Source organism: Burkholderia sp. WTPI3 (assembly GCF_021483755.1).
Lineage (GTDB): Bacteria > Pseudomonadota > Gammaproteobacteria > Burkholderiales > Burkholderiaceae > Burkholderia.
The window spans coordinates 1-20,659 of record NZ_JAGIXF010000033.1; the positions used below are offsets into that span (position 1 = coordinate 1).

At 65.1% G+C, this 20,659-nt stretch carries 19 protein-coding genes and 1 tRNA gene; 7 read left to right on the forward strand and 13 right to left on the reverse strand.

Annotated elements, in window-relative coordinates:
- Nucleotides 1–1,380: chloride channel protein (locus J7024_RS18985; protein WP_234745361.1), on the forward strand; the 1,380-nt coding region annotated here is incomplete at its 5' end.
- A gap of 116 nt (nucleotides 1,381–1,496) precedes the next feature.
- Here J7024_RS18985 and J7024_RS18990 read toward each other — a convergent pair.
- The 5 genes from J7024_RS18990 to J7024_RS19010 form a co-directional block, all read right to left on the reverse strand.
- Entirely contained in the window at nucleotides 1,497–1,898 is a 402-nt protein-coding gene (locus J7024_RS18990; RefSeq protein ID WP_124827980.1) for a YXWGXW repeat-containing protein, read from the reverse strand.
- Between the two features lie 162 nt (nucleotides 1,899–2,060).
- Entirely contained in the window at nucleotides 2,061–2,315 is a 255-nt protein-coding gene (gene minE, locus J7024_RS18995) for a cell division topological specificity factor MinE (protein ID WP_006486661.1), read from the reverse strand.
- Nucleotides 2,316–2,327: 12 nt separating this feature from the next.
- A complete protein-coding gene (gene minD / locus J7024_RS19000) occupies nucleotides 2,328–3,143 on the reverse strand; it encodes a septum site-determining protein MinD (protein ID WP_124827981.1) in 816 nt (271 codons plus the stop codon).
- A gap of 59 nt (nucleotides 3,144–3,202) precedes the next feature.
- Nucleotides 3,203–3,973 (reverse strand): septum site-determining protein MinC, encoded by a 771-nt coding sequence (gene minC / locus J7024_RS19005; RefSeq protein WP_124827982.1) that lies wholly within the window; start codon nucleotides 3,971–3,973, stop codon nucleotides 3,203–3,205.
- A 153-nt stretch (nucleotides 3,974–4,126) separates the two neighbouring features.
- The gene (locus J7024_RS19010; protein ID WP_390678992.1) at nucleotides 4,127–4,789 is read right to left on the reverse strand and encodes a GNAT family N-acetyltransferase; all 663 of its coding nucleotides are present in this window, start codon (nucleotides 4,787–4,789) and stop codon (nucleotides 4,127–4,129) included.
- Between the two features lie 527 nt (nucleotides 4,790–5,316).
- Here J7024_RS19010 and J7024_RS19015 point away from each other — a divergent pair.
- On the forward strand, nucleotides 5,317–6,477 hold the full coding sequence (locus J7024_RS19015) for an alkane 1-monooxygenase (RefSeq protein WP_124827983.1): 1,161 nt from the start codon (nucleotides 5,317–5,319) through the stop codon (nucleotides 6,475–6,477).
- Between the two features lie 84 nt (nucleotides 6,478–6,561).
- Here the strand turns inward: J7024_RS19015 and J7024_RS19020 are convergent.
- Nucleotides 6,562–6,652, reverse strand: a tRNA-Ser gene (locus J7024_RS19020).
- A 131-nt stretch (nucleotides 6,653–6,783) separates the two neighbouring features.
- Entirely contained in the window at nucleotides 6,784–8,085 is a 1,302-nt protein-coding gene (gene serS, locus J7024_RS19025) for a serine--tRNA ligase (RefSeq protein ID WP_124827984.1), read from the reverse strand.
- A 250-nt stretch (nucleotides 8,086–8,335) separates the two neighbouring features.
- Between serS and J7024_RS19030 the strand changes: the two genes are divergently transcribed.
- The gene (locus J7024_RS19030; RefSeq protein WP_124827985.1) at nucleotides 8,336–8,602 is read left to right on the forward strand and encodes a DUF2164 domain-containing protein; all 267 of its coding nucleotides are present in this window, start codon (nucleotides 8,336–8,338) and stop codon (nucleotides 8,600–8,602) included.
- Nucleotides 8,603–8,643: 41 nt separating this feature from the next.
- On the opposite strand, the gene J7024_RS19035 is transcribed toward J7024_RS19030, so the two are convergent.
- The 3 genes from J7024_RS19035 to J7024_RS19045 form a co-directional block, all read right to left on the reverse strand.
- Nucleotides 8,644–9,954: a replication-associated recombination protein A gene (locus J7024_RS19035; RefSeq protein WP_124827986.1), complete on the reverse strand. Its 1,311-nt coding sequence runs from the start codon at nucleotides 9,952–9,954 to the stop codon at nucleotides 8,644–8,646.
- 148 nt (nucleotides 9,955–10,102) lie between these two features.
- The gene (gene lolA, locus J7024_RS19040; RefSeq protein WP_124827987.1) at nucleotides 10,103–10,801 is read right to left on the reverse strand and encodes an outer membrane lipoprotein chaperone LolA; all 699 of its coding nucleotides are present in this window, start codon (nucleotides 10,799–10,801) and stop codon (nucleotides 10,103–10,105) included.
- A 46-nt stretch (nucleotides 10,802–10,847) separates the two neighbouring features.
- A complete protein-coding gene (locus J7024_RS19045) occupies nucleotides 10,848–13,157 on the reverse strand; it encodes a DNA translocase FtsK (RefSeq protein WP_124827988.1) in 2,310 nt (769 codons plus the stop codon).
- 345 nt (nucleotides 13,158–13,502) lie between these two features.
- Here J7024_RS19045 and trxB point away from each other — a divergent pair, with 345 nt between their 5' ends.
- The 4 genes from trxB to J7024_RS19065 all read left to right on the forward strand — a co-directional run bounded on the left by trxB (nucleotide 13,503) and on the right by J7024_RS19065 (nucleotide 17,114).
- Nucleotides 13,503–14,465: a thioredoxin-disulfide reductase gene (gene trxB / locus J7024_RS19050; protein WP_096503613.1), complete on the forward strand. Its 963-nt coding sequence runs from the start codon at nucleotides 13,503–13,505 to the stop codon at nucleotides 14,463–14,465.
- 136 nt (nucleotides 14,466–14,601) lie between these two features.
- Entirely contained in the window at nucleotides 14,602–15,381 is a 780-nt protein-coding gene (locus tag J7024_RS19055; RefSeq protein WP_124827989.1) for a Smr/MutS family protein, read from the forward strand.
- Entirely contained in the window at nucleotides 15,368–15,991 is a 624-nt protein-coding gene (locus J7024_RS19060) for a trimeric intracellular cation channel family protein (protein WP_124827990.1), read from the forward strand. The genes J7024_RS19055 and J7024_RS19060 overlap by 14 nt, the downstream gene beginning before the upstream one ends.
- Before the next feature lie 526 nt (nucleotides 15,992–16,517).
- A complete protein-coding gene (locus J7024_RS19065; RefSeq protein ID WP_175796313.1) occupies nucleotides 16,518–17,114 on the forward strand; it encodes a hypothetical protein in 597 nt (198 codons plus the stop codon).
- A 414-nt stretch (nucleotides 17,115–17,528) separates the two neighbouring features.
- On the opposite strand, the gene J7024_RS19070 is transcribed toward J7024_RS19065, so the two are convergent.
- The 3 genes from J7024_RS19070 to J7024_RS19080 all read right to left on the reverse strand — a co-directional run bounded on the left by J7024_RS19070 (nucleotide 17,529) and on the right by J7024_RS19080 (nucleotide 20,545).
- Complete coding sequence (locus tag J7024_RS19070; protein WP_124827993.1) at nucleotides 17,529–18,647, reverse strand: ABC transporter ATP-binding protein; 1,119 nt, start codon at nucleotides 18,645–18,647, stop codon at nucleotides 17,529–17,531.
- A gap of 112 nt (nucleotides 18,648–18,759) precedes the next feature.
- Nucleotides 18,760–19,617, reverse strand: a complete 858-nt coding sequence (locus J7024_RS19075) for a carbohydrate ABC transporter permease (RefSeq protein ID WP_096503601.1) — start codon at nucleotides 19,615–19,617, stop codon at nucleotides 18,760–18,762.
- Nucleotides 19,607–20,545 (reverse strand): carbohydrate ABC transporter permease, encoded by a 939-nt coding sequence (locus J7024_RS19080; protein ID WP_124827994.1) that lies wholly within the window; start codon nucleotides 20,543–20,545, stop codon nucleotides 19,607–19,609. The genes J7024_RS19075 and J7024_RS19080 overlap by 11 nt, the downstream gene beginning before the upstream one ends.
- Nucleotides 20,546–20,659: the final 114 nt, after the last annotated feature.

The window sequence follows — 20,659 nt, forward strand, 5'->3', positions numbered from 1 at the left end:
GGTCTCGCGGCCGTGCTCTACGCGCGGCTGATCGACTGGGGCTACGACACGTTCCGCACGATGCGCGACCACGCCACATGGCTGCCGCTGGTATTGACGCCATCGATCGCCGCTGCGTCGGCATGGCTCACGCGCCGCTTCTTTCGCGGTGCAGAGGGCAGCGGCATCCCGCAGGTCATCGCGACGCTGCATGCGCGCCCCAGCGCGTTCGGCGCACGCCTGCTGACGTTGCGCATCCTGTTCGGCAAGGTGCTGATCTCGTTCATGGGCATTCTCGGCGGCTTCACGATCGGCCGTGAAGGGCCGACCGTGCAGGTCGGTGCCGCGCTGATGTTCAACCTGAGGCGCTTCTACCCGCGCTCCAATGCGCAGATCGAGCGTCAGCTCGTGCTCGCCGGCGCCGCCGCCGGCCTGTCGGCGGCATTCAATACGCCGCTGGCCGGGATCGTGTTCGCGATCGAAGAGCTGACCCGCAGCTTCTCCGCGCGCGCAAGCGGCGTGCTGATCACCGCGATCATCCTCGCAGGTGTCGTTGCGCTCGGCCTGAACGGCAACTACACGTACTTCGGCACGATCGACGCCGGCCAGCATTTTCCGAAGATGCTCGCCGTCGCCGTGCTCGTCACCGCGATCGTCACGGGAATCGCGGGCGGCCTCTTCAGCTGGCTGCTGCTCAATACGGGACGCTGGCTGCCCCCACGCCTGCTAGACCTGTACCGCGAGCGCCCGATCGCATTCGCGGCGCTGTGCGGCTTCGTGATCGCCGTCGTCGGCCTCGTGTCGGGCGGCACGACGTTCGGCAGCGGCTATGCCGAAGCGCGCGGCCTGCTCGACGGCCATGAACAGCTTTCGGCGTTCTATCCGTTCCTGAAGATGGTATCGATGGTCGCGTCGTACCTGCCGGGCATCCCGGGCGGGATCTTCGCACCGTCGCTGTCGATCGGCGCCGGCTTCGGCAACCTGTTGCACCTCGTGTTCGGCGACATGGGCCTGCCGATGTTGATCGCGCTCGCGATGGTCGGCTACCTCGCGGCGGTCACGCAGTCGCCGATCACGTCGTTCGTGATCGTAATGGAAATGATCAACGGCCACGCGCTCGTGATTTCGTTGATGGCAACCGCGCTCGTATCGAGCCGCGTGGCGCGCTTCTTCGCGCCGCCGCTCTACGAAACGCTCGCGCAGCGCTATCTCGCACCGCCAGCGGCCGCTGCGCCAACCGCTGCTGCTGCGCCGGCGACGGCGAGCAACGTCACCGAGCCGCAGGATGCGGACGCCGCGCCCGCCGACCCGCTCGATACGTTGCGCGACGAGAGTGTCGACGAGCCGGCCGCGTCCGCCGCGAACGGCCCGGCACAGCCGGGCCCGCGCGACGCTCAGTAGATCACCACCGGCGCCGGCCGATAGTAGACGGGTCGAGCCGGCACGACGATGCAGCCGGCCAGCGTGATCGCGACGAGCGCGATGGCGATTGCGGTTCGTTTCATCGCACGCCTCCGTCAGGCCCAGTGACCACGCGTCCAGAACCAGTTCGGGCCGCGCTGATCCCAATGGCCCGGCACCCAGTGCATGCCGACGCGCTCGGCTTCCCAGTGGCCGCCGATCCATACGTAGCGGCCATGATCCCAGCGCCAGTGGCCGCGCTCCCACACGTAGCCGACGCGTGCAGCCGGCACAACCTCGTAGCGCACGGGCGGCGGCGCATTCGGCCCGACGACGACGACTTCCTCGGTACGCAGGGCCACGGGCTCGGCGACGACCATCCGGGCCGACTGCACCCGCACGGGCGCGCCGACGATGATCTCGTCCGCGCGTGCGGCGAGCGGTGCGGCGACGGCTGACAGGCCTGCGGCGAACAGCGCGAGCGAAACGATACGACGTTGAACAGTAGAGACAGCCATCACAACCTCCTGATTGAACAATTGACGCGAGCGTATTCGTTCAATGCGGGAGGACGGCTGACGGCCGACAAGGGCCGTGTTACGGCGTGCCCGAAAGTGCAACAGGGCGTAAGACGCGCACGACGGCACACATGCCGCCGTGCGGTGGGACACCTGCAAGGGTCAGGCTTGCGGGATCTCGATCTTGACTTCGAGCACTTCGAGATCGTCCTGGCGCTCGAGGCTCACGCGGATGTCATCGTTCGAAATATGGACGTACTTCGAGATGACCGCGACCAGCTCCTTCTGCAGCGCGGGCAGGTAATCGGCCGGCGGCCGGCCGCCGACCCGCTCGTGCGCGATGATGAGCTGCAGGCGCTCCTTCGCGACCGACGCGGACTTCTTCTTCTCGCCAAGGAGAAACGAAAGGATGGACATGAGCGACCTCCGTTACTTGCTGCCGAAGAGGCGCTGCAGCAGGCCCGGCTTCTGGTATTCGGTGAAACGCAGCGGCTTGTCTTCGCCGACGAAGCGCGCAACGATGTCCTTGTACGCCTCGGCGACATCGGTGCCGTCGAGATGCACGGCCGGCAGACCCTGATTCGAAGCATGCAGCACGGCTTCCGATTCCGGCACCACGCCGATCAGCTTGATACGCAGGATCTCGCTGATGTCCTCGAGCGACAGCATCTCGCCTTCGCTCACGCGCTTCGGGCTGTAACGCGTGATCAGCAAGTGTTCCTTGATCGGATCCTTGCCTTCGGTCGCGCGCTTGGTCTTCGACGACAGGATACCGAGAATACGGTCCGAGTCGCGCACCGACGACACTTCCGGGTTCGTCACGATCAGCGCTTCGTCCGCGAAGTACATCGCGTGCAGCGCGCCTGCCTCGATACCGGCCGGCGAGTCGCAGATGATGTATTCGAAGTCCATCGCGACCAGGTCGTTCAGCACCTTCTCGACGCCGTCACGCGTGAGCGCATCTTTGTCGCGCGTCTGCGACGCCGGCAGGATGAACAGGTTCTCGCACTTCTTGTCCTTGATCAGCGCCTGGTTCAGGTTCGCTTCGCCCTGGATCACGTTCACGAGGTCATACACGACGCGGCGCTCGCAGCCCATGATGAGATCGAGGTTGCGCAGGCCGACGTCGAAGTCGATCACGGCCGTCTTGTGGCCGCGCAGCGCAAGGCCGGACGCGAAGCTCGCGCTCGTCGTCGTCTTGCCCACGCCGCCCTTGCCCGAAGTCACCACGATGATTTTTGCCATTTACCCAATACCCTGTGTTCGTCAATGAGAGCCGATCGATCCGGAGCGTGCGGCGTGAATCACGTCAGGCGCAGCGGTTCGATCATCAGTTTTTCCTCTTCGAGCCGGATCTGCACCGATTTGCCCAGTACGTCGGCGGGCAGCGGGTTCTCGGTTGTTCGATAGATACCCGCGATCGAAATCAGTTCCGGTTCGAGACACGTGCAGAAAATGCGCGCGTCGTGATTGCCGTGCACGCCCGCGAGTGCGCGGCCGCGCAACGGCGCGTAGATGTGGATATTGCCTTCCGCGATGATCTCTGCGCCGTGACTGACCGGCGCGAGCACCACGAGGTCTCCTTTCGCGTAAATCTGCTGTCCCGAACGCAGCGGCCGGTCGATCACCAGCGTCTGGCCGCCGGTCTGAATCGGCGTCGGAGCAGGCTCGGACGTCGCTTCGGCTGCGGCCGCAGCAGCAGGCGCCTCGACGACGGGCACCGGCTCCGCTTCCTCGGCCGGTTTCGCGGCCGACACGCGGCGATCGCGCGCTTCGAGCAACGGCAGGCCCGCAGTTGCCGCCCAGCCTTGCGTCGGCAGTGCGACGACGCCCACCGGGCGCATCCGCACGTCGTTCAGCATCTTGCGGATGTCGGCGAGCGCGACGCGTTCACCGTCCGCGAGGCGACGGACGTCGATCGCGACGACATCATCGGCGAAAAACTCTGGAGTCGCTTCGAAGCGCTTGACCAGTTCGGTACGCAACGCATCGAGATCGGTCGTCTTCACGGTGAACAGCAACGTATCGACCGATCCGCTGCGCAGCTCGAAGAATGGCGATTTTTTAAACGACATGGACACTCTGCAAAAAATTTTTGCGTATTTTACAGGCGTCCACGCGTGCAGCCATTATTTTTGGGACTTGGGTGGGGGCGAGCACACCACCGGCGTGGCGGACCGGCGCGCGGCGAGGCGTTCATCGCGCCGGGCGGCCCGAATGTTCATCCATCAGGGTGTGTTGACCCGCGACACGAACAGCGACTTCATCGCGCCGGGCATCCGCGCGATCGGCGCGTGCTCGCCGGTATTGCCGAAACCCGCGCGCTCGTAGAAGCGGACCGCGTTGCGGTTCGCGTCGGCGATCCATGCGTAGACGTCCTGCGCACCGCGTTCGGCCAGCCACCCAGTAGCCGTTTCGAGCAGCAGCACGCCGCCGCGCAGGTGGCGGACTGCGTGCGCGACCCACAGCTCGCTGACGAACGCGCGGCGCTCAGGCGTATTGTCGAAATACGCGCCGATCATACCGGCCGGATGGCCTTCGGTGTAAAGCAGGAAAGTCGTCGATTCGTCGGATGCGGCGCGCAGCGCGGCGATGGCCGCCGCCGCGTCGGAATCGACGTTCAGCAATTCGGCCTCCGGCGCTTCACTGGGCGCATAGGGCTCACGAAGCGATGCGGCGCGGAGTTCGCGATACACGCCACCCTGGTCGGCAGCGATACGACGAACGGTCAAGGTCGAACTCATGCAGGCACAGCCCCCTTCGGACAGCAAGTTATTAGCTTCAACCGAAAGCGGGGCATGAGTCAAATCGTTATTTTCAAATGGCAGCGCGGATCGAAAGGCGGCAGGCAACGCTGCATGCGCGGGTGTGCAGGTGCAGCATTCGCACATCGATCGGCTGCAACGCGCGCGCGTCCGAAGTGCGATGCCGGACATGCCCCTCGCTCGCCTTTGTCGTGCATGACATTCTCGCGGCGAGCGTCCGGTATTTCGCCGTGCGGCTCGTAATGGTTCGTAATATATGTATCGGGTAGCGAGGTTCCGCAACGCGCTGCTGCGCGTCGATTATTGCATTGCAACATTCGTTGCGATACGCGAAGCCTGAAAACTCGCGCACCCGGCTCGCGCATTCATCAGACCAGAGCCGAGGCCGTGCGAGCCGATACGGCTCGTATCAGGCTGTTTCAATCACCCCCTGTCGGCCCCTCCCCACCTGCGTCCCGCACAGACCGCCGTTTGGAGTTTCACGCCTAGCGTCGGAGTTTGGAAAGCGTGCGTGACGGTCGTATAACTGGCACAACCGGACTTCCGATCCGGGGCCGCGCGCAGCGTCGCGCACCGACGACGATTCGAACGACTAAATGGATGCGGCCGCCCGGCGCCCCTGCGTGCCGGAGGCAGTCCAAAGGAGGGAGACAATGGCAATGACGGACGGACCGGCCTTGAGCTGGTCGGATGGCAAACGTTACCTGTGGCTCCTCGGCGCGCTGACGATCACGCTGCCGATCCTCGCGGCCCAGCTCGCGCTTGCGACGGGACTTCACGTGTTCTGGTGGTTCGGGCCGCTGTTCGCATTTGGCGTGATTCCGGTCCTCGACACGCTGATCGGCGACGATCGGGACAACCCGCCCGAAACCGTCGTTCCGCAGCTCGAGCGGGAACGCTACTACCGCTTCATCGTCTACCTCGCGACGCTCGTCGAATACGTCGCGTTTTTCACGTGCATGTGGATCGTCGGCACGCATGCGCTCACGTGGTACGACTACGTCGGCTTCGCGCTGTCGCTCGGCGCCGCGACGGGCATCTCGATCAATACCGCGCACGAACTCGGCCACAAGACCAACCGCTTCGAGCGCTGGCTCGCGAAGGTCACGCTCGCGCCCGTCGCGTACGGGCACTTCTTCGTCGAACACAACCGCGGCCATCACGTGCGCGTCGCGACGGCCGAGGATCCGGCAAGCGCGCGCTACGGCGAATCGTTCTGGGCGTTCCTGCCGCGCACGGTGACCGGCAGCATCCGCTCGGCGTGGCAACTCGAAAAGGCGCGACTCGAGCGGCTCGGGCATTCGCCGTGGAGCTGGCGCAACGAGGTACTGCACGCCTGGGCGATGACCGTCGTCGTGTGGGCCGTCGCGATCGCAATGGCCGGCAGGATCGTGATCCCGTTCCTCGTGATCCAGGCCGTCTACGGCGCGTCGCTGCTCGAAGTCGTCAATTACGTCGAGCACTATGGCCTCGGCCGCCGCAAGCTGCCGAACGGCCGTTACGAGCGCTGCACGCCGCAGCATTCGTGGAACAGCAATCACGTCGTCACGAATCTGTTCCTGTACCAGTTGCAGCGGCACGCCGACCATCATGCGAATCCGACGCGCTCGTACCAGGCGTTGCGCCACTTCGACGATTCGCCGCAACTGCCGGCCGGGTACGCGACGATGATCCTGTTCGCGTACGTGCCGCCGCTCTGGTATCGCGTGATGAATCCGCGCGTCGTCGCGCACTACGGCGGCAACATGGCACAGTCGAACATCAAGCCGTCGATCCGCGAGCGCGTGCTCGCGCAGTATCCGGCCGCGGCATAGGAACAATTGCGACGCGCCGCAGCTCCACCGGTCGACCAAAACGAAAAACCCCGTGATCCTTTCGAATCACGGGGCTTCGTATTTTGGCGGAGAGGGTGGGATTCGAACCCACGGTACGGGGAAACCGTACGCCTGATTTCGAGTCAGGTACATTCGACCACTCTGCCACCTCTCCTTCCTTGCTGCTTCAATTCCCGGCTGGTCGTGTCCGGGAAAGAAAAGATTATAGAACGATCTCTTTGAAACTCACAAGCCCTTTTTGCAATTTTTTTTGCCGGACCCTCGAAAGCCGATCGTTCGACAATCTCACGACGTCTGTGCAGGCGCGTCGATGCGCTCCATGCCGCCCATATACGGACGCAGCGCCTCCGGCACCGTGACCGAACCGTCCGCGTTCTGGTAGTTCTCCAGCACCGCGACGAGCGTGCGGCCGACCGCGAGGCCCGAACCGTTCAGCGTGTGCACGAGTTCCGGCTTGCCCTGCGCATTGCGGAAACGCGCCTGCATCCGGCGCGCCTGGAACGCCTCGGTGTTCGAGCAGCTCGAGATCTCGCGATAGGTGTTCTGCGCGGGCAGCCACACTTCGAGGTCGAACGTCTTCGCGGCGGAAAAACCCATGTCGCCCGTGCACAGCGTGATCACGCGGTACGGCAGGCCGAGCTTCTGCAGGATCGCTTCCGCGTGGCCGACCATCTCGTCGAGCGCTGCATACGATGCGTCCGGCGCGACGACCTGAACCATTTCGACCTTGTCGAACTGGTGCTGGCGAATCATCCCGCGCGTGTCGCGGCCGTACGAGCCCGCTTCCGAGCGGAAGCACGGCGAATGCGCGGTGAGCTTGATCGGCAGCGCGGAGCCTTCGACGATGGATTCGCGAACGGTGTTCGTCAGCGAAATTTCCGACGTGGAGATCAGGTATTGCGTGATCGTGTTCTCGGCGCCGCCCTTCTCGACACGGAACATGTCGTCCGCGAACTTCGGCAACTGGCCCGTGCCGTACAGGATCTCGGGATTCACGATGTACGGCGTATACGTCTCGCTGTAGCCGTGCTGCTGCGTATGCGTATCGATCATGAACTGCGCGAGCGCGCGATGCAGACGCGCGATCGCACCGCGCAGCATCGTGAAGCGCGCGCCGGCCAGCTTCGCGCCGGTTTCGAAATCGAGGCCGAGCGGCGTGCCGACGTCGACGTGATCCTTCACCGCGAAGTCGAACTGGCGCGGCGTGCCCCAGCGACGCACCTCGACGTTGTCGGCCTCGTCCTTGCCGACCGGCACGCTGTCGTGCGCGATGTTCGGCATGCCCAGCATCAGGTCGGACAGGCGCGTCTGGATTTCGCCGAGCTTGGCTTCGCCCGCCTTCATCTCGTCGCCGATCCCGCCGACTTCGGCCATCACGGCCGACGTGTCCTCGCCCTTCCCCTTCATCGCGCCGATCTGCTTCGACAGGCTGTTGCGGCGCGCCTGGAGCTCTTCGGTACGGGTCTGGATCGCGCGGCGTTCCGCTTCGAGAGCGGAGAACGCGGCGACGTCGAGGGTGTAGCCGCGATCGGCGAGGCGCTTGGCGACGCCGTCGAGGTCTTTGCGCAGCAACTGGATGTCGAGCATGGGAGGACTTGGAAAATCGTTGTGTAGGACGGGAATTCTAACGCACCGCGGGGCTGCCACGGCACTGGCCGGACGGACAATGCCGCAAACAGGCGACCGGCGTGGCAGTATCGCGTGGTCGGCCTGTGCGTCGGCAGCCGGCGGATCGCATCGCGCGGCGCCACCGCGAAGCGCGCACCAGCCGCGCCGGTCCGGCGCAGTGCGGCGGGCAACGCATCCGCTTTCGTATCACCGTCACCCGAGGAATACGATGGCCATCGAACTGGACAAGGATGTTCGCGAGCGCGCAATCGCGTCGCTGCAACGCTATTTCACGGAAAACATGGACGAGCCGATCGGCAACATCCAGGCCGGCGCACTGCTGCACTTCTTCGTCGAGGAAATCGCACCGGCGATCTACAACCTCGCGATCGCCGATGCGCAGGAGCGCCTGCACGCACGAGTCGCGGAACTGGACATCGAATGCCACGAGGAGCCGTTCGAGTACTGGAAGAAACAACCGGGCCGCAAGCGCTAGACGCACCCCGGGCAGCGCCGGCCGCAGGCCTGCGCTGCCGGTCAGCCCTTCTTGCCGGCCTCGCGGTCGAGCTCGCGCAGCCACGCGAGCTTCTCGGCGATCTTCGACTCGAGCCCGCGCGGCACCGGCTTGTACCAGTGCGGCTCGCGCATGCCTTCCGGCAGATATGTCTCGCCGGCCGCATACGCGTTCGGCTCGTCGTGCGCGTAGCGGTACGCGTGGCCGTAGCCAAGCTCCTTCATCAGCTTGGTCGGCGCATTGCGCAGATGTACGGGCACCTCGCGCGACTTGTCCTGCTTCACGAACGCCATCGCCTGGTTGAATGCGTTGTAGCCCGCGTTGCTCTTTGCCGCACACGCGAGATAGATCACTGCCTGTCCGAGCGCCAGCTCGCCTTCGGGCGATCCCAGCCGCTCGTAGGTCGCGGCCGCGTCGTTCGCCATCTGCAGCGCGCGCGGGTCGGCGAGACCGATGTCTTCCCACGCCATCCGCACGATCCGCCGCGCGAGATATTTCGGATCCGCTCCGCCGTCGATCATCCGGCAGAACCAGTACAGCGCGCCGTCCGGGCTCGACCCGCGCACCGACTTGTGCAGCGCCGAGATCTGGTCGTAGAAATTGTCGCCGCCCTTGTCGAAGCGCCGCGCGTTCAACGTCATCGCGCTGCTGACGAACTCGGCATCGATCGTCGTGACGCGGGCGGACGATGCGGCGGTCTGCGCCTGCTCGAGCAGATTCAGGAAGCGGCGTGCGTCGCCGTCCGCGTAGCCGATGAGCGTGTCGATCGCCTTGTCGTCGAACGCGAGGCCGTCGAGTGCGATTTCCTGCGCGCGCGTGAGCAGCTGACGCATCTCGTCGTCGTTCAGCGAACGCAGCACATAGACCTGCGCCCGCGACAACAGCGCCGAGTTGACCTCGAAGCTCGGGTTCTCGGTCGTCGCGCCGATGAAGGTCACGAGCCCCGATTCGACGAACGGCAGCAACGCATCCTGCTGCCCCTTGTTGAAACGGTGGATTTCGTCGACGAACAGGATCGTATGGCGGCCGGTGCGGTTCAGCGTGTCCTTCGCCTGCTCCATCGCCTCGCGGATGTCCTTCACGCCGCCGAGCACCGCGGACAGCGCGATGAACTCGCAGTCGAACGCGAGCGCGGTGAGGCGCGCGAGCGTCGTCTTGCCGACGCCGGGCGGCCCCCACAGGATCATCGAATGCGGCTTGCCGGATTCGAACGCGAGCCGCAGCGGCTTGCCTTCGCCCAGCAGATGCGTCTGGCCGATCACCTCGGCGAGCGTCTTCGGCCGCAGCGCCTCGGCGAGCGGCCGGCGCGGCTCGACTTGAAACAGGTCGGACATGAACCCTCGCTCCACATCAAACAATGGCGGCCGAACGGGCCGCCGGACCCGACATTATGACAGCCGTGCGAACCCGCCGCCGCGCCTGAAAGCGACAAGGGCCTGCCGTCGCCGGCAGGCCCTTGTCAGCAGAACGGCGCGGTGCCGGTCAGCCGGTGATCACGTCGGCGCCCTTCGGCACGACGAACTTGAACGTATCGCTCTTCAGCGGCGGATTCGTCTGGATGTTGGTGAACGTCAGCAGCGTGACGTTGCCGAACACGTCGTGCAGTTCCATCGCGGCGAGCGTGCCGTTGCGAAAACCGATGCCGATCCGCTGGAACTGCGTGTCCTGCGCCTTCGGCAACATCTCGAGCCACTCGATGCCCCCCTTCTCGCCGGCATCGCGCAGCGTGTAGTTCTTGTCGAGATCGTTGCTGCCGAACAGGATCGCGGCCGGGCTCGCGCCCAGTGCGCCGTTCAGCTTGCGCTCGGTGACCTGGTTCAGGTCGCGGTCGTACACGTAGAGCTTGTCGCCGTCGGCCTGCAGTACTTGCTGGTACGGCTTCTGGTACGTCCAGATGAACTTGCCCGGACGCGAGAACACGAACGTGCCGCTCGAATTGTCGGTCGGCTTCGGCATGGCCTGCGCGGCGCTTGCGGCACTCATGGCCTTGCTCGGCGCCTTGACGATCTGCTGCGTGAAATCGCCCTTTGCCGAACGCACCTGCGACACGAAGGCCTTCAGCTGCTCGGTGCCGCCCGCGAACGCGTGCGTCGCCGCAAGCATCAGCGATGCGCCGGCGAACGCCGCGCCGAGCCAGCGCCGCGTCGAACGAAGGGAAGGGGCGAACGAAAGTTGCTGCATGATGCGGTTTTCTCCGTGGGTGGCCGGCGCTGCAGGCGCCGCGGACTCATTCCGCGTCGCGCGCCGGCACAAGAATTTCGCGGTTGCCGCTCGACGACATCGCCGACACGAGCCCCGACTGTTCCATCTGCTCGAGCAGCCGAGCCGCGCGGTTGTAGCCGATCCGCAAATGGCGCTGCACGAGCGATATCGACGCGCGGCGATTCTTGATGACGATCTCGACCGCCTGGTCGTACAGCGGATCAGACTCGTCGCCGCCTTCGCCGGTTCCCGCGCCGGCCGAGCCCTCGTCGCCGTCGACGGTGCCGCCTTCCAGCAGACCTTCGACGTAGTTCGGCTCGCCCTGCTCCTTGAGCTTCTCGACGACGCGATGCACTTCGTCGTCCGCAACGAACGCGCCGTGCACGCGCACGGGCAGCCCCGAGCCGGGCGGCAGGAACAGCATGTCGCCCATCCCGAGCAGCGATTCGGCGCCCATCTGGTCGAGGATCGTGCGCGAGTCGATCTTCGACGACACCTGGAACGCGATCCGCGTCGGCACGTTCGCCTTGATCAGGCCCGTGATCACGTCGACCGACGGACGCTGGGTCGCGAGGATCAGGTGGATGCCGGCCGCACGCGCCTTCTGCGCGATCCGCGCGATCAGCTCCTCGACCTTCTTGCCGACGACCATCATCAGGTCGGCCAGCTCGTCGATCACGACGACGATGTTCGGCAGGCGGCCGAGCGGTTCCGGGTCGTCCGGCGTCAGGCTGAACGGATTCGGAATCTTTTCCTCGCGCTTCGCCGCGTCGTCGATCTTGTTGTTGTAGCCCGCGAGGTTGCGCACGCCGAGCTTGCTCATCAGCTTGTAGCGGCGCTCCATCTCCGCGACCGTCCAGTTCAGCGCATGGCCGGCCTGGCGCATGTCGGTGACGACCGGGCACAGCAGGTGCGGAATGCCTTCGTAGACGCTCATTTCGAGCATCTTCGGGTCGATCAGGATCAGGCGCACCTGCTCGGCGGTCGCCTTGTACAGCAGCGACAGGATCATCGCGTTGATCCCGACGGACTTGCCCGAGCCGGTCGTGCCGGCCACCAGCAGGTGGGGCATCTTCGCGAGATCCGCGCACACCGGCTTGCCGCCGATGTCCTTGCCGAGACTCAGCGTGAGCGCCGACGCCGCCGCTGCATAGACCTCCGAGCCGATGATCTCGGACAGGTGCACCGTCTGGCGACGCTGGTTCGGCAACTCGAGCGCCATGTAGTTCTTGCCGGGGATCGTCTCGACCACGCGAATCGACACGAGCGACAGCGACCGCGCGAGATCCTTCGCGAGGTTCACGATCTGGCTGCCCTTCACGCCGGTGGCCGGCTCGATCTCGTAACGCGTGACGACCGGGCCCGGATATGCGGCCACGACGCTCGCCTCGACACCGAAGTCCTTCAGCTTCTTCTCGATCAGGCGCGACGTGAATTCGAGCGTGTCGGCGGAAATCGCCTCCTGCGTCTTCGGAGCGGGATCGAGCAGCGACACCGGCGGCAGCGTCGAGTCGCCCGGCAGGTCGGTAAACAGCGGCACCTGGCGCTCGCGCTCGACGCGCTCGGACTTCGCCGGCGTGACAACCGGCGGCACGATGGTCACCGGTTCGTGATCCTCGATGCGCACGCGCTCTTCCTCGACCTTGCCTTCACGGCGCACGGCCGCGGCTTCGCCCAGCTTGCGATCGCGCTCGGCCTCACGGCGCAGCTTCGCGACGGTAACGGCGGACAGGATCGCGCCGCCGACACGCTCGGAGACCGACAGCCACGAGAAGCGGAAATACAGTGACAGGCCGACCGCGAGCAGGATCAGCAGCAGCAGCGTGCCGCCGGTGAACCCGAACGCATGCGACATCGCACCCGCGACGGCCTCGCCGATCACGCCGCCCGGCGCGCGCGGCAGTTGCACCTTCAGCGACCACATCCGCATCGCCTCGATGCCGTCGCACGCGAGCACGACGAGCACAAACGACAGGATTTCGGTGAGCCAGCCGATCGGCCGCTCGGGCTCGTCGGCGGCTGCCTCGTGACGCGTGATGCGCCGGTAGTTGACGGCGATGCGCCGCCCGAGCGGCACGATCAGCCAGTAGGCCGACAGGCCGAACAGCAGCAGGATGATGTCGGCCGTCCACGCGCCGACGCGCCCGGCCCAGTTCGAGATGTGGTCCACCTGTGCTGCGTGCGTCCAGCTTGGATCGCGCCGGCTGTAGCTCAACAGGGCCATTACCAGAAAGGCGCAGAGCGCGACCTGGAGAATCCAGCGGATCTCCGTGAGGAGCTTCGACATCCGGTGCGGCAACGCCTGTGCCTGGGCGGAATAAGGAGCTTTTGCCATGAATCCGTATAAAGAGGACGGGCTGCGTGCCCGCCTGTCGTTCGATCCCGCTTATTGTAAACGCTGCACCGGTGCGTCAAGTGTAAATGACGGTTACATCGCGGGGCCGGGTGCCGAAGCAGGGGCCGCGCACGCCGGACGAACGGCCGCGGCGCCTTCCGGCCTGCCCGCCCCGCAGCCCGGCGGGACAACGCTATCGTCACGATTGAAACTCTCGTTCGGCAGCGCAGCAACGAGGCCTTTATAATGCGCGTCTGATACCCATCTATGACGGCATCCCGGTCAACCCAGACCGTCCGGCGCGCCTTACCCCGCCCGCCGCGGCCGCCTTTTACGGATTCGCACATGTCCACGCCCAAACACGCCAAAGTCCTGATTCTCGGTTCCGGCCCCGCCGGCTACACGGCTGCCGTCTACGCGGCACGCGCCAACCTGTCCCCGGTACTGATCACCGGCATCGCGCAGGGCGGCCAGCTGATGACGACGACCGACGTCGAAAACTGGCCGGCGGATGCAAAGGGCGTGCAAGGCCCGGAACTGATGGCGCGCTTCCAGGAGCACGCGGAGCGCTTCAACACCGAAATCGTATTCGACCACATCCACACCGCGAAACTGCACGAAACGCCGATCCGGCTGATCGGCGACTCGGGCGAATACACGTGCGACTCGCTGATCATCGCGACCGGCGCGTCCGCGCAGTATCTCGGCCTGCCGTCCGAAGAAGCGTTCATGGGCAAGGGCGTGTCGGCCTGCGCGACCTGCGACGGCTTCTTCTATCGCAACCAGGAAGTCGCGGTGATCGGCGGCGGCAACACGGCCGTCGAGGAAGCGCTCTACCTGACGGGCATCGCGAAGAAGGTCACGGTGATCCATCGCCGCGACAAGTTCCGCGCCGAGCCGATCCTGATCGACCGCCTGCTGGAGAAGGAAAAGGAAGGCGTGGTCGACATCAAGTGGGATCACGTGCTCGACGAAGTGACGGGCGAGGATTCGGGCGTCACGGGCCTGCGCATCAAGAACGTGAAGACCGGCGAGAAGCAGGACCTCACCGTGCAGGGCGTGTTCGTCGCGATCGGCCACAAGCCGAACACCGACCTGTTCCAGGGCCAGCTCGAGATGAAGGACGGCTACATCCTGACGAAGAGCGGCCTGCACGGCAACGCGACGTCGACGAGCGTGCCGGGCGTGTTCGCCGCCGGCGACGTGCAGGACAACGTGTACCGCCAGGCGATCACCAGCGCCGGCACGGGCTGCATGGCCGCGCTCGACGCGCAGCGCTACCTCGAAAGCCTGCACGACAAGAAGTAAGCCGCGAGCCTTCCGGCGCCGGGCGCTACAATGGCGTCCGCTGCCGCGAAGCGGGCCTTGCCGGACAAGCCGCTGCCGCCACGCAGCGGCTTTTTTGTGCCCGCGCGCCCGAGCGCGCCTGCCCCGTTACCGAATCATGGCGAAGAACCAGCCCCATCCGAGCGATCCCGCGAAGCGGCAGATCGCCGCCCGTCCCGCGAATCCCGCGCCCGTCGCGCCGCCGAGCGCGCCCGATCCCGCCGCATTGCGTGGCCAGGGGCTCGCCGGCCTCGGCGCGTTGCGCAAGTCGCTGCAAGGCGAAGCCGACCGCCGCGAGCGCGAGCGCGTCGAAACCGCGAAGGCCACCCGTCAGGCGGAGGCCGACGCGAACCTGTTCCGCAACGAAATCGGCTCGATCCGGCCGCTGAATGCGCCGCCGCGCGCGTCGTCCGGCCGCACGCCGCCCGATCCGGTGCCGAAGCAGACGCAGCGCGACGAGGAAGACGTGCTGAACGCGACGCTGTCCGACGAATTCGATCCCGAGACGCTACTCGACAGCGACGAATCGCTGTACTACCACCGTCCCGGCATCAGCCGCGACGTCGTGCGCAAGCTGCGAAGCGGCGCGTGGATCGTGCAGGCGCAGCTCGACCTGCACGGGATGCGGCGCGACGAGGCGCGCGACGCGCTCGCGGAATTCATCCGCGAGGCCAGCAAGAAAGGGCTGCGCTGCCTGCGCGTGATCCACGGCAAGGGGCTCGGCTCGATCGGCAAGGAACCCGTGCTGAAAGGCAAGGTGCGCGCGTGGCTCGTGCAGAAGGAAGAAGTGATCGCGTTCTGCGAGGCGCGCGGCCACGACGGCGGCGCGGGCGCGGTGCTCGTGCTGCTGCAGCCGCTGGCGGCAGGCGCCGATCGGGGGCCGCGTGCCGCATCCTAGGCTGACGCTCGCGATCTCGATACTGGAGGCGATCGCGACGCTGGCCTTCGCGATCTCGGGTTTCATCGAGGCGCGCAAGAACCGTCTCGACTCGGTCGGCACGTTCGTCGTCGCGATCGCCACCGCGTTCGGCGGCGGCACGCTGCGCGACATCCTGCTCGAACGCCGGCCGTTCTACTGGGTCGTGCACGACGACTACGTGATCGCGATCTTCGTGCTCGCGCTGTTCGCGCCCTTCGTGCTGCGGATGCTGTCGCGGCTGTCGGCCGAACGGATGCTGCTGATCGCCGATGCGATCGGGCTCGGCATCTTCAGCATCTCCGGCACGGCGATCGCGCTCGACGCCGAGATGCCGCGCTTCATCGCGGTCATGATGGGCGTGATCACCGGCGTGGTCGGCGGGATCGTCCGCGACGTGCTGTGCAACGACATTCCGCTGATCCTGCGCGATTCGCGGCCGTACGCGACCTGCGCGTTCGTCGGCTGCTGGTTCTACCTGCTGCTCGTGTGGCTGCAGTTCGACTCGGTGTACAGCGTGCTGCTCGCGACCGGCTTCATCCTCGTCGCGCGGCTCGCGACGTTCAAGTTCGACGTGCGACTGCCGCACTGAATCCAGACATCGCCCGAATCGCGAGGGGCCATTGAAAAGACCCTCGTCACTACACGTCGGTGAGTGTTGAACGATCGGGGGTGACGACGGCAAACGCCGCAGAATCACGTTCGTCGGGCAACGCACGTGGTGCAGCAGTTACGAGAGCATCGGAACAATTGAAGCCGCGCGTGGCGCGCCCGGCACAAGGCGACTCCGCGACTTCACTTCCGCGGGAAGAGTCCAGGCCTTGAGCAACGATCGGGGCCGATGTCGCTTGTGAGCGCCCTCCTCGCATCATTGCCCACTATGGCCGCCGATGGAAAATAGAAGCGTCGAATTGCGACATCGGCATAGAGTTCGTGCTCGTCACGACAGAGGCTGCCACGGCAACGGCTGCGCTCTCCGATAACGATCGCCTCATTCTTCAGGGCGCCACGGGTGCCACGCTGAGCGACATCGCTTATGCACTGCAGCGAGACACCGGAGCGTTTGAATACGAACGAACGGACGCGCATGGACCAACACTGACGCCGCCGGCTACCAGATGGCGGTTCCGCAACGGGCAAGACAACTGCAGACGGAAACGTATTGGGACCGCAACGGCAGCACGCGCACGAACCGATTTACATGCGAAGGCTTTGCGTTACGGTTGCTTGTGCAGTTCGCCGCCCTGCGCGGGTTGCCGATCAAATTGACGACCGGTGTGCGCAGCTATCGAAACGTGGACATCGACGGTGAGTCGGAACACTCACGATACGATTCGACGATGTACGGTTTCGCCGAGATGGTGTCGTTGACTTTCGGTGCACCGGACACACAACGCACCGATTCGAACACCGTATGCCTTTCGACGACCAGGCCGCTCCTCCCAGAGGACATGCTGGTACAGGCCAATGATCGCGCCGGCATCGGGCATCATGTTCAATTGGTCACGGGCACATCGCCTGCATCCATTTCGATCTTGCAGGGGAATTCCAGTGGTGTGATCGTGCGTCCGTTCACGACAATCATGAGGATATTCGGCCGCAATCGTGCAAATCCGCAAAGCGCCAGTTATGCGGGCATGGGCGTTGAATCGGGTACTACACACCCGGTGAGGAAGGGTGGGACTTCGAGAACGAGACGACCGGTGCCGAAGTGAAAGACTTTCTGAAGCAATTCCAGCTGTATCGCTGGAATTTCGCCGCATTCGATCAGTAATGCCGGGGCAAACATGCGTGCGTTCTTTTCGGCAATCGCGGATAGCGACCTGTTCGGCGCACTCGCGACGGTTTGTCTGGCCGTCGCAGTGACCGGGTTGTTCTCCACCGTCAGCCGCTCGAGATTTTATTTCCCGGCCGTCTTCGCGTGCGTTCTGTTCATGCCCATCATGCACGCGATCGGTTCGTACTTCTTGTCACTGCCGAATCCGTGATTGCCTCCACCGTCTATCACGAAGTGCGCGGGCCCGGCATCTGTTCCAGCCAATCCGCTACCCCATGAATCGCGGCAATCGACGGTATCCGGATCGCACGATGGATCCGGACGCGCCTTCGATGCCCTGATTCCGCTTACCTCACGCGATCCGCTCTTCCGATGCCGGATCGAACAGCACTGCCTTCGACACGTCGAACAGCAGCGACTGCGTCTGCCCCGGCTGCGGATTCGCGGCCGGATGCACGCGGCTCACGATCCGCTTGCCGTTCACCTGCGCGAACACGTGCGTGTCCGGCCCGGTCGGCTCGGTCACGTCGACGCGCACGTCGATCGGCTGCAGGTTCGACGCCTCGCCGTTGTGTGCGTTGCGCGCATCGGTGATGCGCTCCGGACGCAGGCCGAGAATCACCTCGCGACCGACGTGCGACTTCAGCTTCGCCGCGTCGAACGGCAGGTTCAGCGCGCTGCGTGCGAGCCCCGTGTCGATCTCCAGTGCGATCCCGCTGCCCTGCTCCACCAGCTTGCCGTTGATGAAGTTCATCGGCGGCGCGCCGATGAAGCCCGCGACGAACAGGTTCGACGGCGAATCGTAGATCTCCTGCGGCGCGCCGAACTGCTGGACGACGCCGTCCTTCATCACCGCGATGCGATCGCCGAGCGTCATCGCCTCGATCTGGTCGTGCGTCACGTAGACGATCGTCGTGCCGAGGCGCTGGTGCAGCAGCTTGATTTCCGCGCGCATCTCGATACGCAGCTTCGCATCGAGGTTGGACAGCGGCTCGTCGAACAGGAACAGCGACGGATCGCGCGCGAGCGCACGGCCCATCGCGACGCGCTGGCGCTGGCCGCCCGACAGCTGGCCGGGCTTGCGGTCGAGCAGATGCTGGATCTGCAGCATCGACGACACGCGGTCGACGATCTGCTGCTGTTCGCTCTTCGGCACCTTGCGGATGTTCAGGCCGAACGAGATGTTCTCGCGCACCGTCATCGACGGATACAGCGCGTACGACTGGAACACCATCGCGATGTCGCGATCCTTCGGCGACAGGTCGTTGACGACCTTGCCATCGATGCAGATCTCGCCGCTCGTGACGGTCTCGAGCCCGGCGATCATGTTGAGCAGCGTCGACTTCCCGCAGCCCGACCCGCCGACCAGGATCAGGAACTGTCCGTCCTCGATCTCGATGTCGACACCCTTCAGGACCGGCACCCCGTTCGGGTAGGTCTTGTACACGTCACGGATGGAAAGGCTTGCCATGCTGTGAATCCTCTGTCTCGTCTCGCGCGGCGCACGCTGGCACCGCGTCGGGTTCGTTTCGATGCGCCGCGCGTGGTGCGCGGCCGGTTCGTCGTATCGGATGAAGCCGCGCTTACCCCTTCACCGCGCCCGCCGTCAGGCCGCGCACGAAATAGCGGCCGGCGACTACGTAGACCAGCAGCGTCGGCAGCGCGGCGATGATCGCGCCGGCCATGTCGACGTTGTATTCCTTCACGCCGGTCGACGTGTTGACGAGGTTGTTCAGCGCGACCGTGATCGGCATCGAATCGACGCCGGAGAACACGATCCCGAACAGGAAGTCGTTCCAGATCTGCGTGAATTGCCAGATCAGGCACACCATGAAGATCGGCAGCGACACCGGCAGCAGGATCTTCGTGAAGATCGTGAAGAAGCCCGCGCCGTCGATGCGCGCGGCCTTCACGAGTTCGGCCGGCACGCTCACGTAGAAGTTGCGGAAGAACATCGTCGTGAACGCGATGCCGTACACGACGTGCACGAACACGAGACCCGGAATCGTGTTGGCGAGGCCGAGCATCCCCTGCAGGCGCGCCATCGGCAGCAGGATCACCTGGAACGGAATGAAGCAGCCGACCAGCATCATCGTGAACAGCGCATCCGCGCCGCGAAAGCGCCAGTGCGTGAGCACGTAGCCGTTGAACGCGCCGATCAGCGACGAGATCAGCACGGCCGGAATCACCATCTGCAGCGAGTTCAGGAAGAACGGCTTCATCCCGTCGCAGCGCACGCCGGTGCACGCGCCGCTCCACGCCTTGATCCACGGATCGAAGGTCCAGTGCGTCGGCGGCGTCAACAGGTTGCCGGTGCGCAGCTGGTCGAGATCCTTGAACGACGTCGACAGCATCACGTAGATCGGGAACAGGAAATACAGCGCGAACAGGATCAACGCCGCATAGATCACTGCCCGGCTGATCGTCATCTTAGGCTGCATTGCGGGTGCTCCTCGATTCCATATACATCAGCGGCACCAGCACCGCGACCACGGTCGCGAGCATCATCACCGACGACGCGGCACCCAGCCCGAGCTGGCCGCGGTTGAACGAAAACGTGTACATGAACATGGCCGGCAGCGACGACGACGTGCCGGGGCCGCCCGCCGTCAGCGCGACGACGAGGTCGAAGGTCTTGATCGTGATGTGGCAGAGGATCAGCAGCACCGAGAAGAATACCGGGCGCATGCTCGGAATCACGATCTTGCGGTAGATGGTCGGCAGCGTCGCGCCGTCCACCTGCGCAGCCTTGAAGATCTCGCCGTCGACCCCGCGCAGCCCCGCGAGGAACAGCGCCATCACGAAGCCGGTGGACTGCCACACGGCGGCGATCACGATACAGAAGATCGCCTTGTCCGGATCGTCGAGCCAGCCGAACGAGAAGCTCGTCCAGCCCCAGTCGTGCATCACCTTCTCGAGCCCGAGGCCCGGGTTCAGGATCCACTGCCACGCGGTGCCGGTCACGATAAACGACAGCGCCATCGGGTACAGGAAGATCGCGCGCAGCGCGCCTTCGGTGCGGATCTTCTGGTCGAGCAGGATCGCGAGGAACAGTCCGAGCGCGACGCAGATCACGATGAACGGAATCCCGAACCAGCCGAGGTTCGCGGCGGAGGTCCACCACACGTCGTTCTGGAACAGGTCCGCGTAACGGCCGAAGCCGTCGAATTCGTAGTTCGGCAACAGCCGCGAGTTGGTCAGCGACAGATAGCCGGTAATCAGGATGAAGCCGTAGATGAACACCACGGCGATCGCGATGCTCGGCGCGAGCACGAGCTTCGGAATCCAGCGATCGGCGAAGGCCGACATCGGCGACGTGCGCCGTGCGACGGCAGCGCCGGATCCGTTTCCGCTAAGAGGGGCAGCCACTTGATTCGACTCCTGGAACGAGGGCGACGCAGGCCGGGCCGGCGCCGGTACGGCGCGGGCCCGCGCGCGAGCCCGTTTGCTGCACATGCAAAACGCCCGGCCGATCGTGCGTGC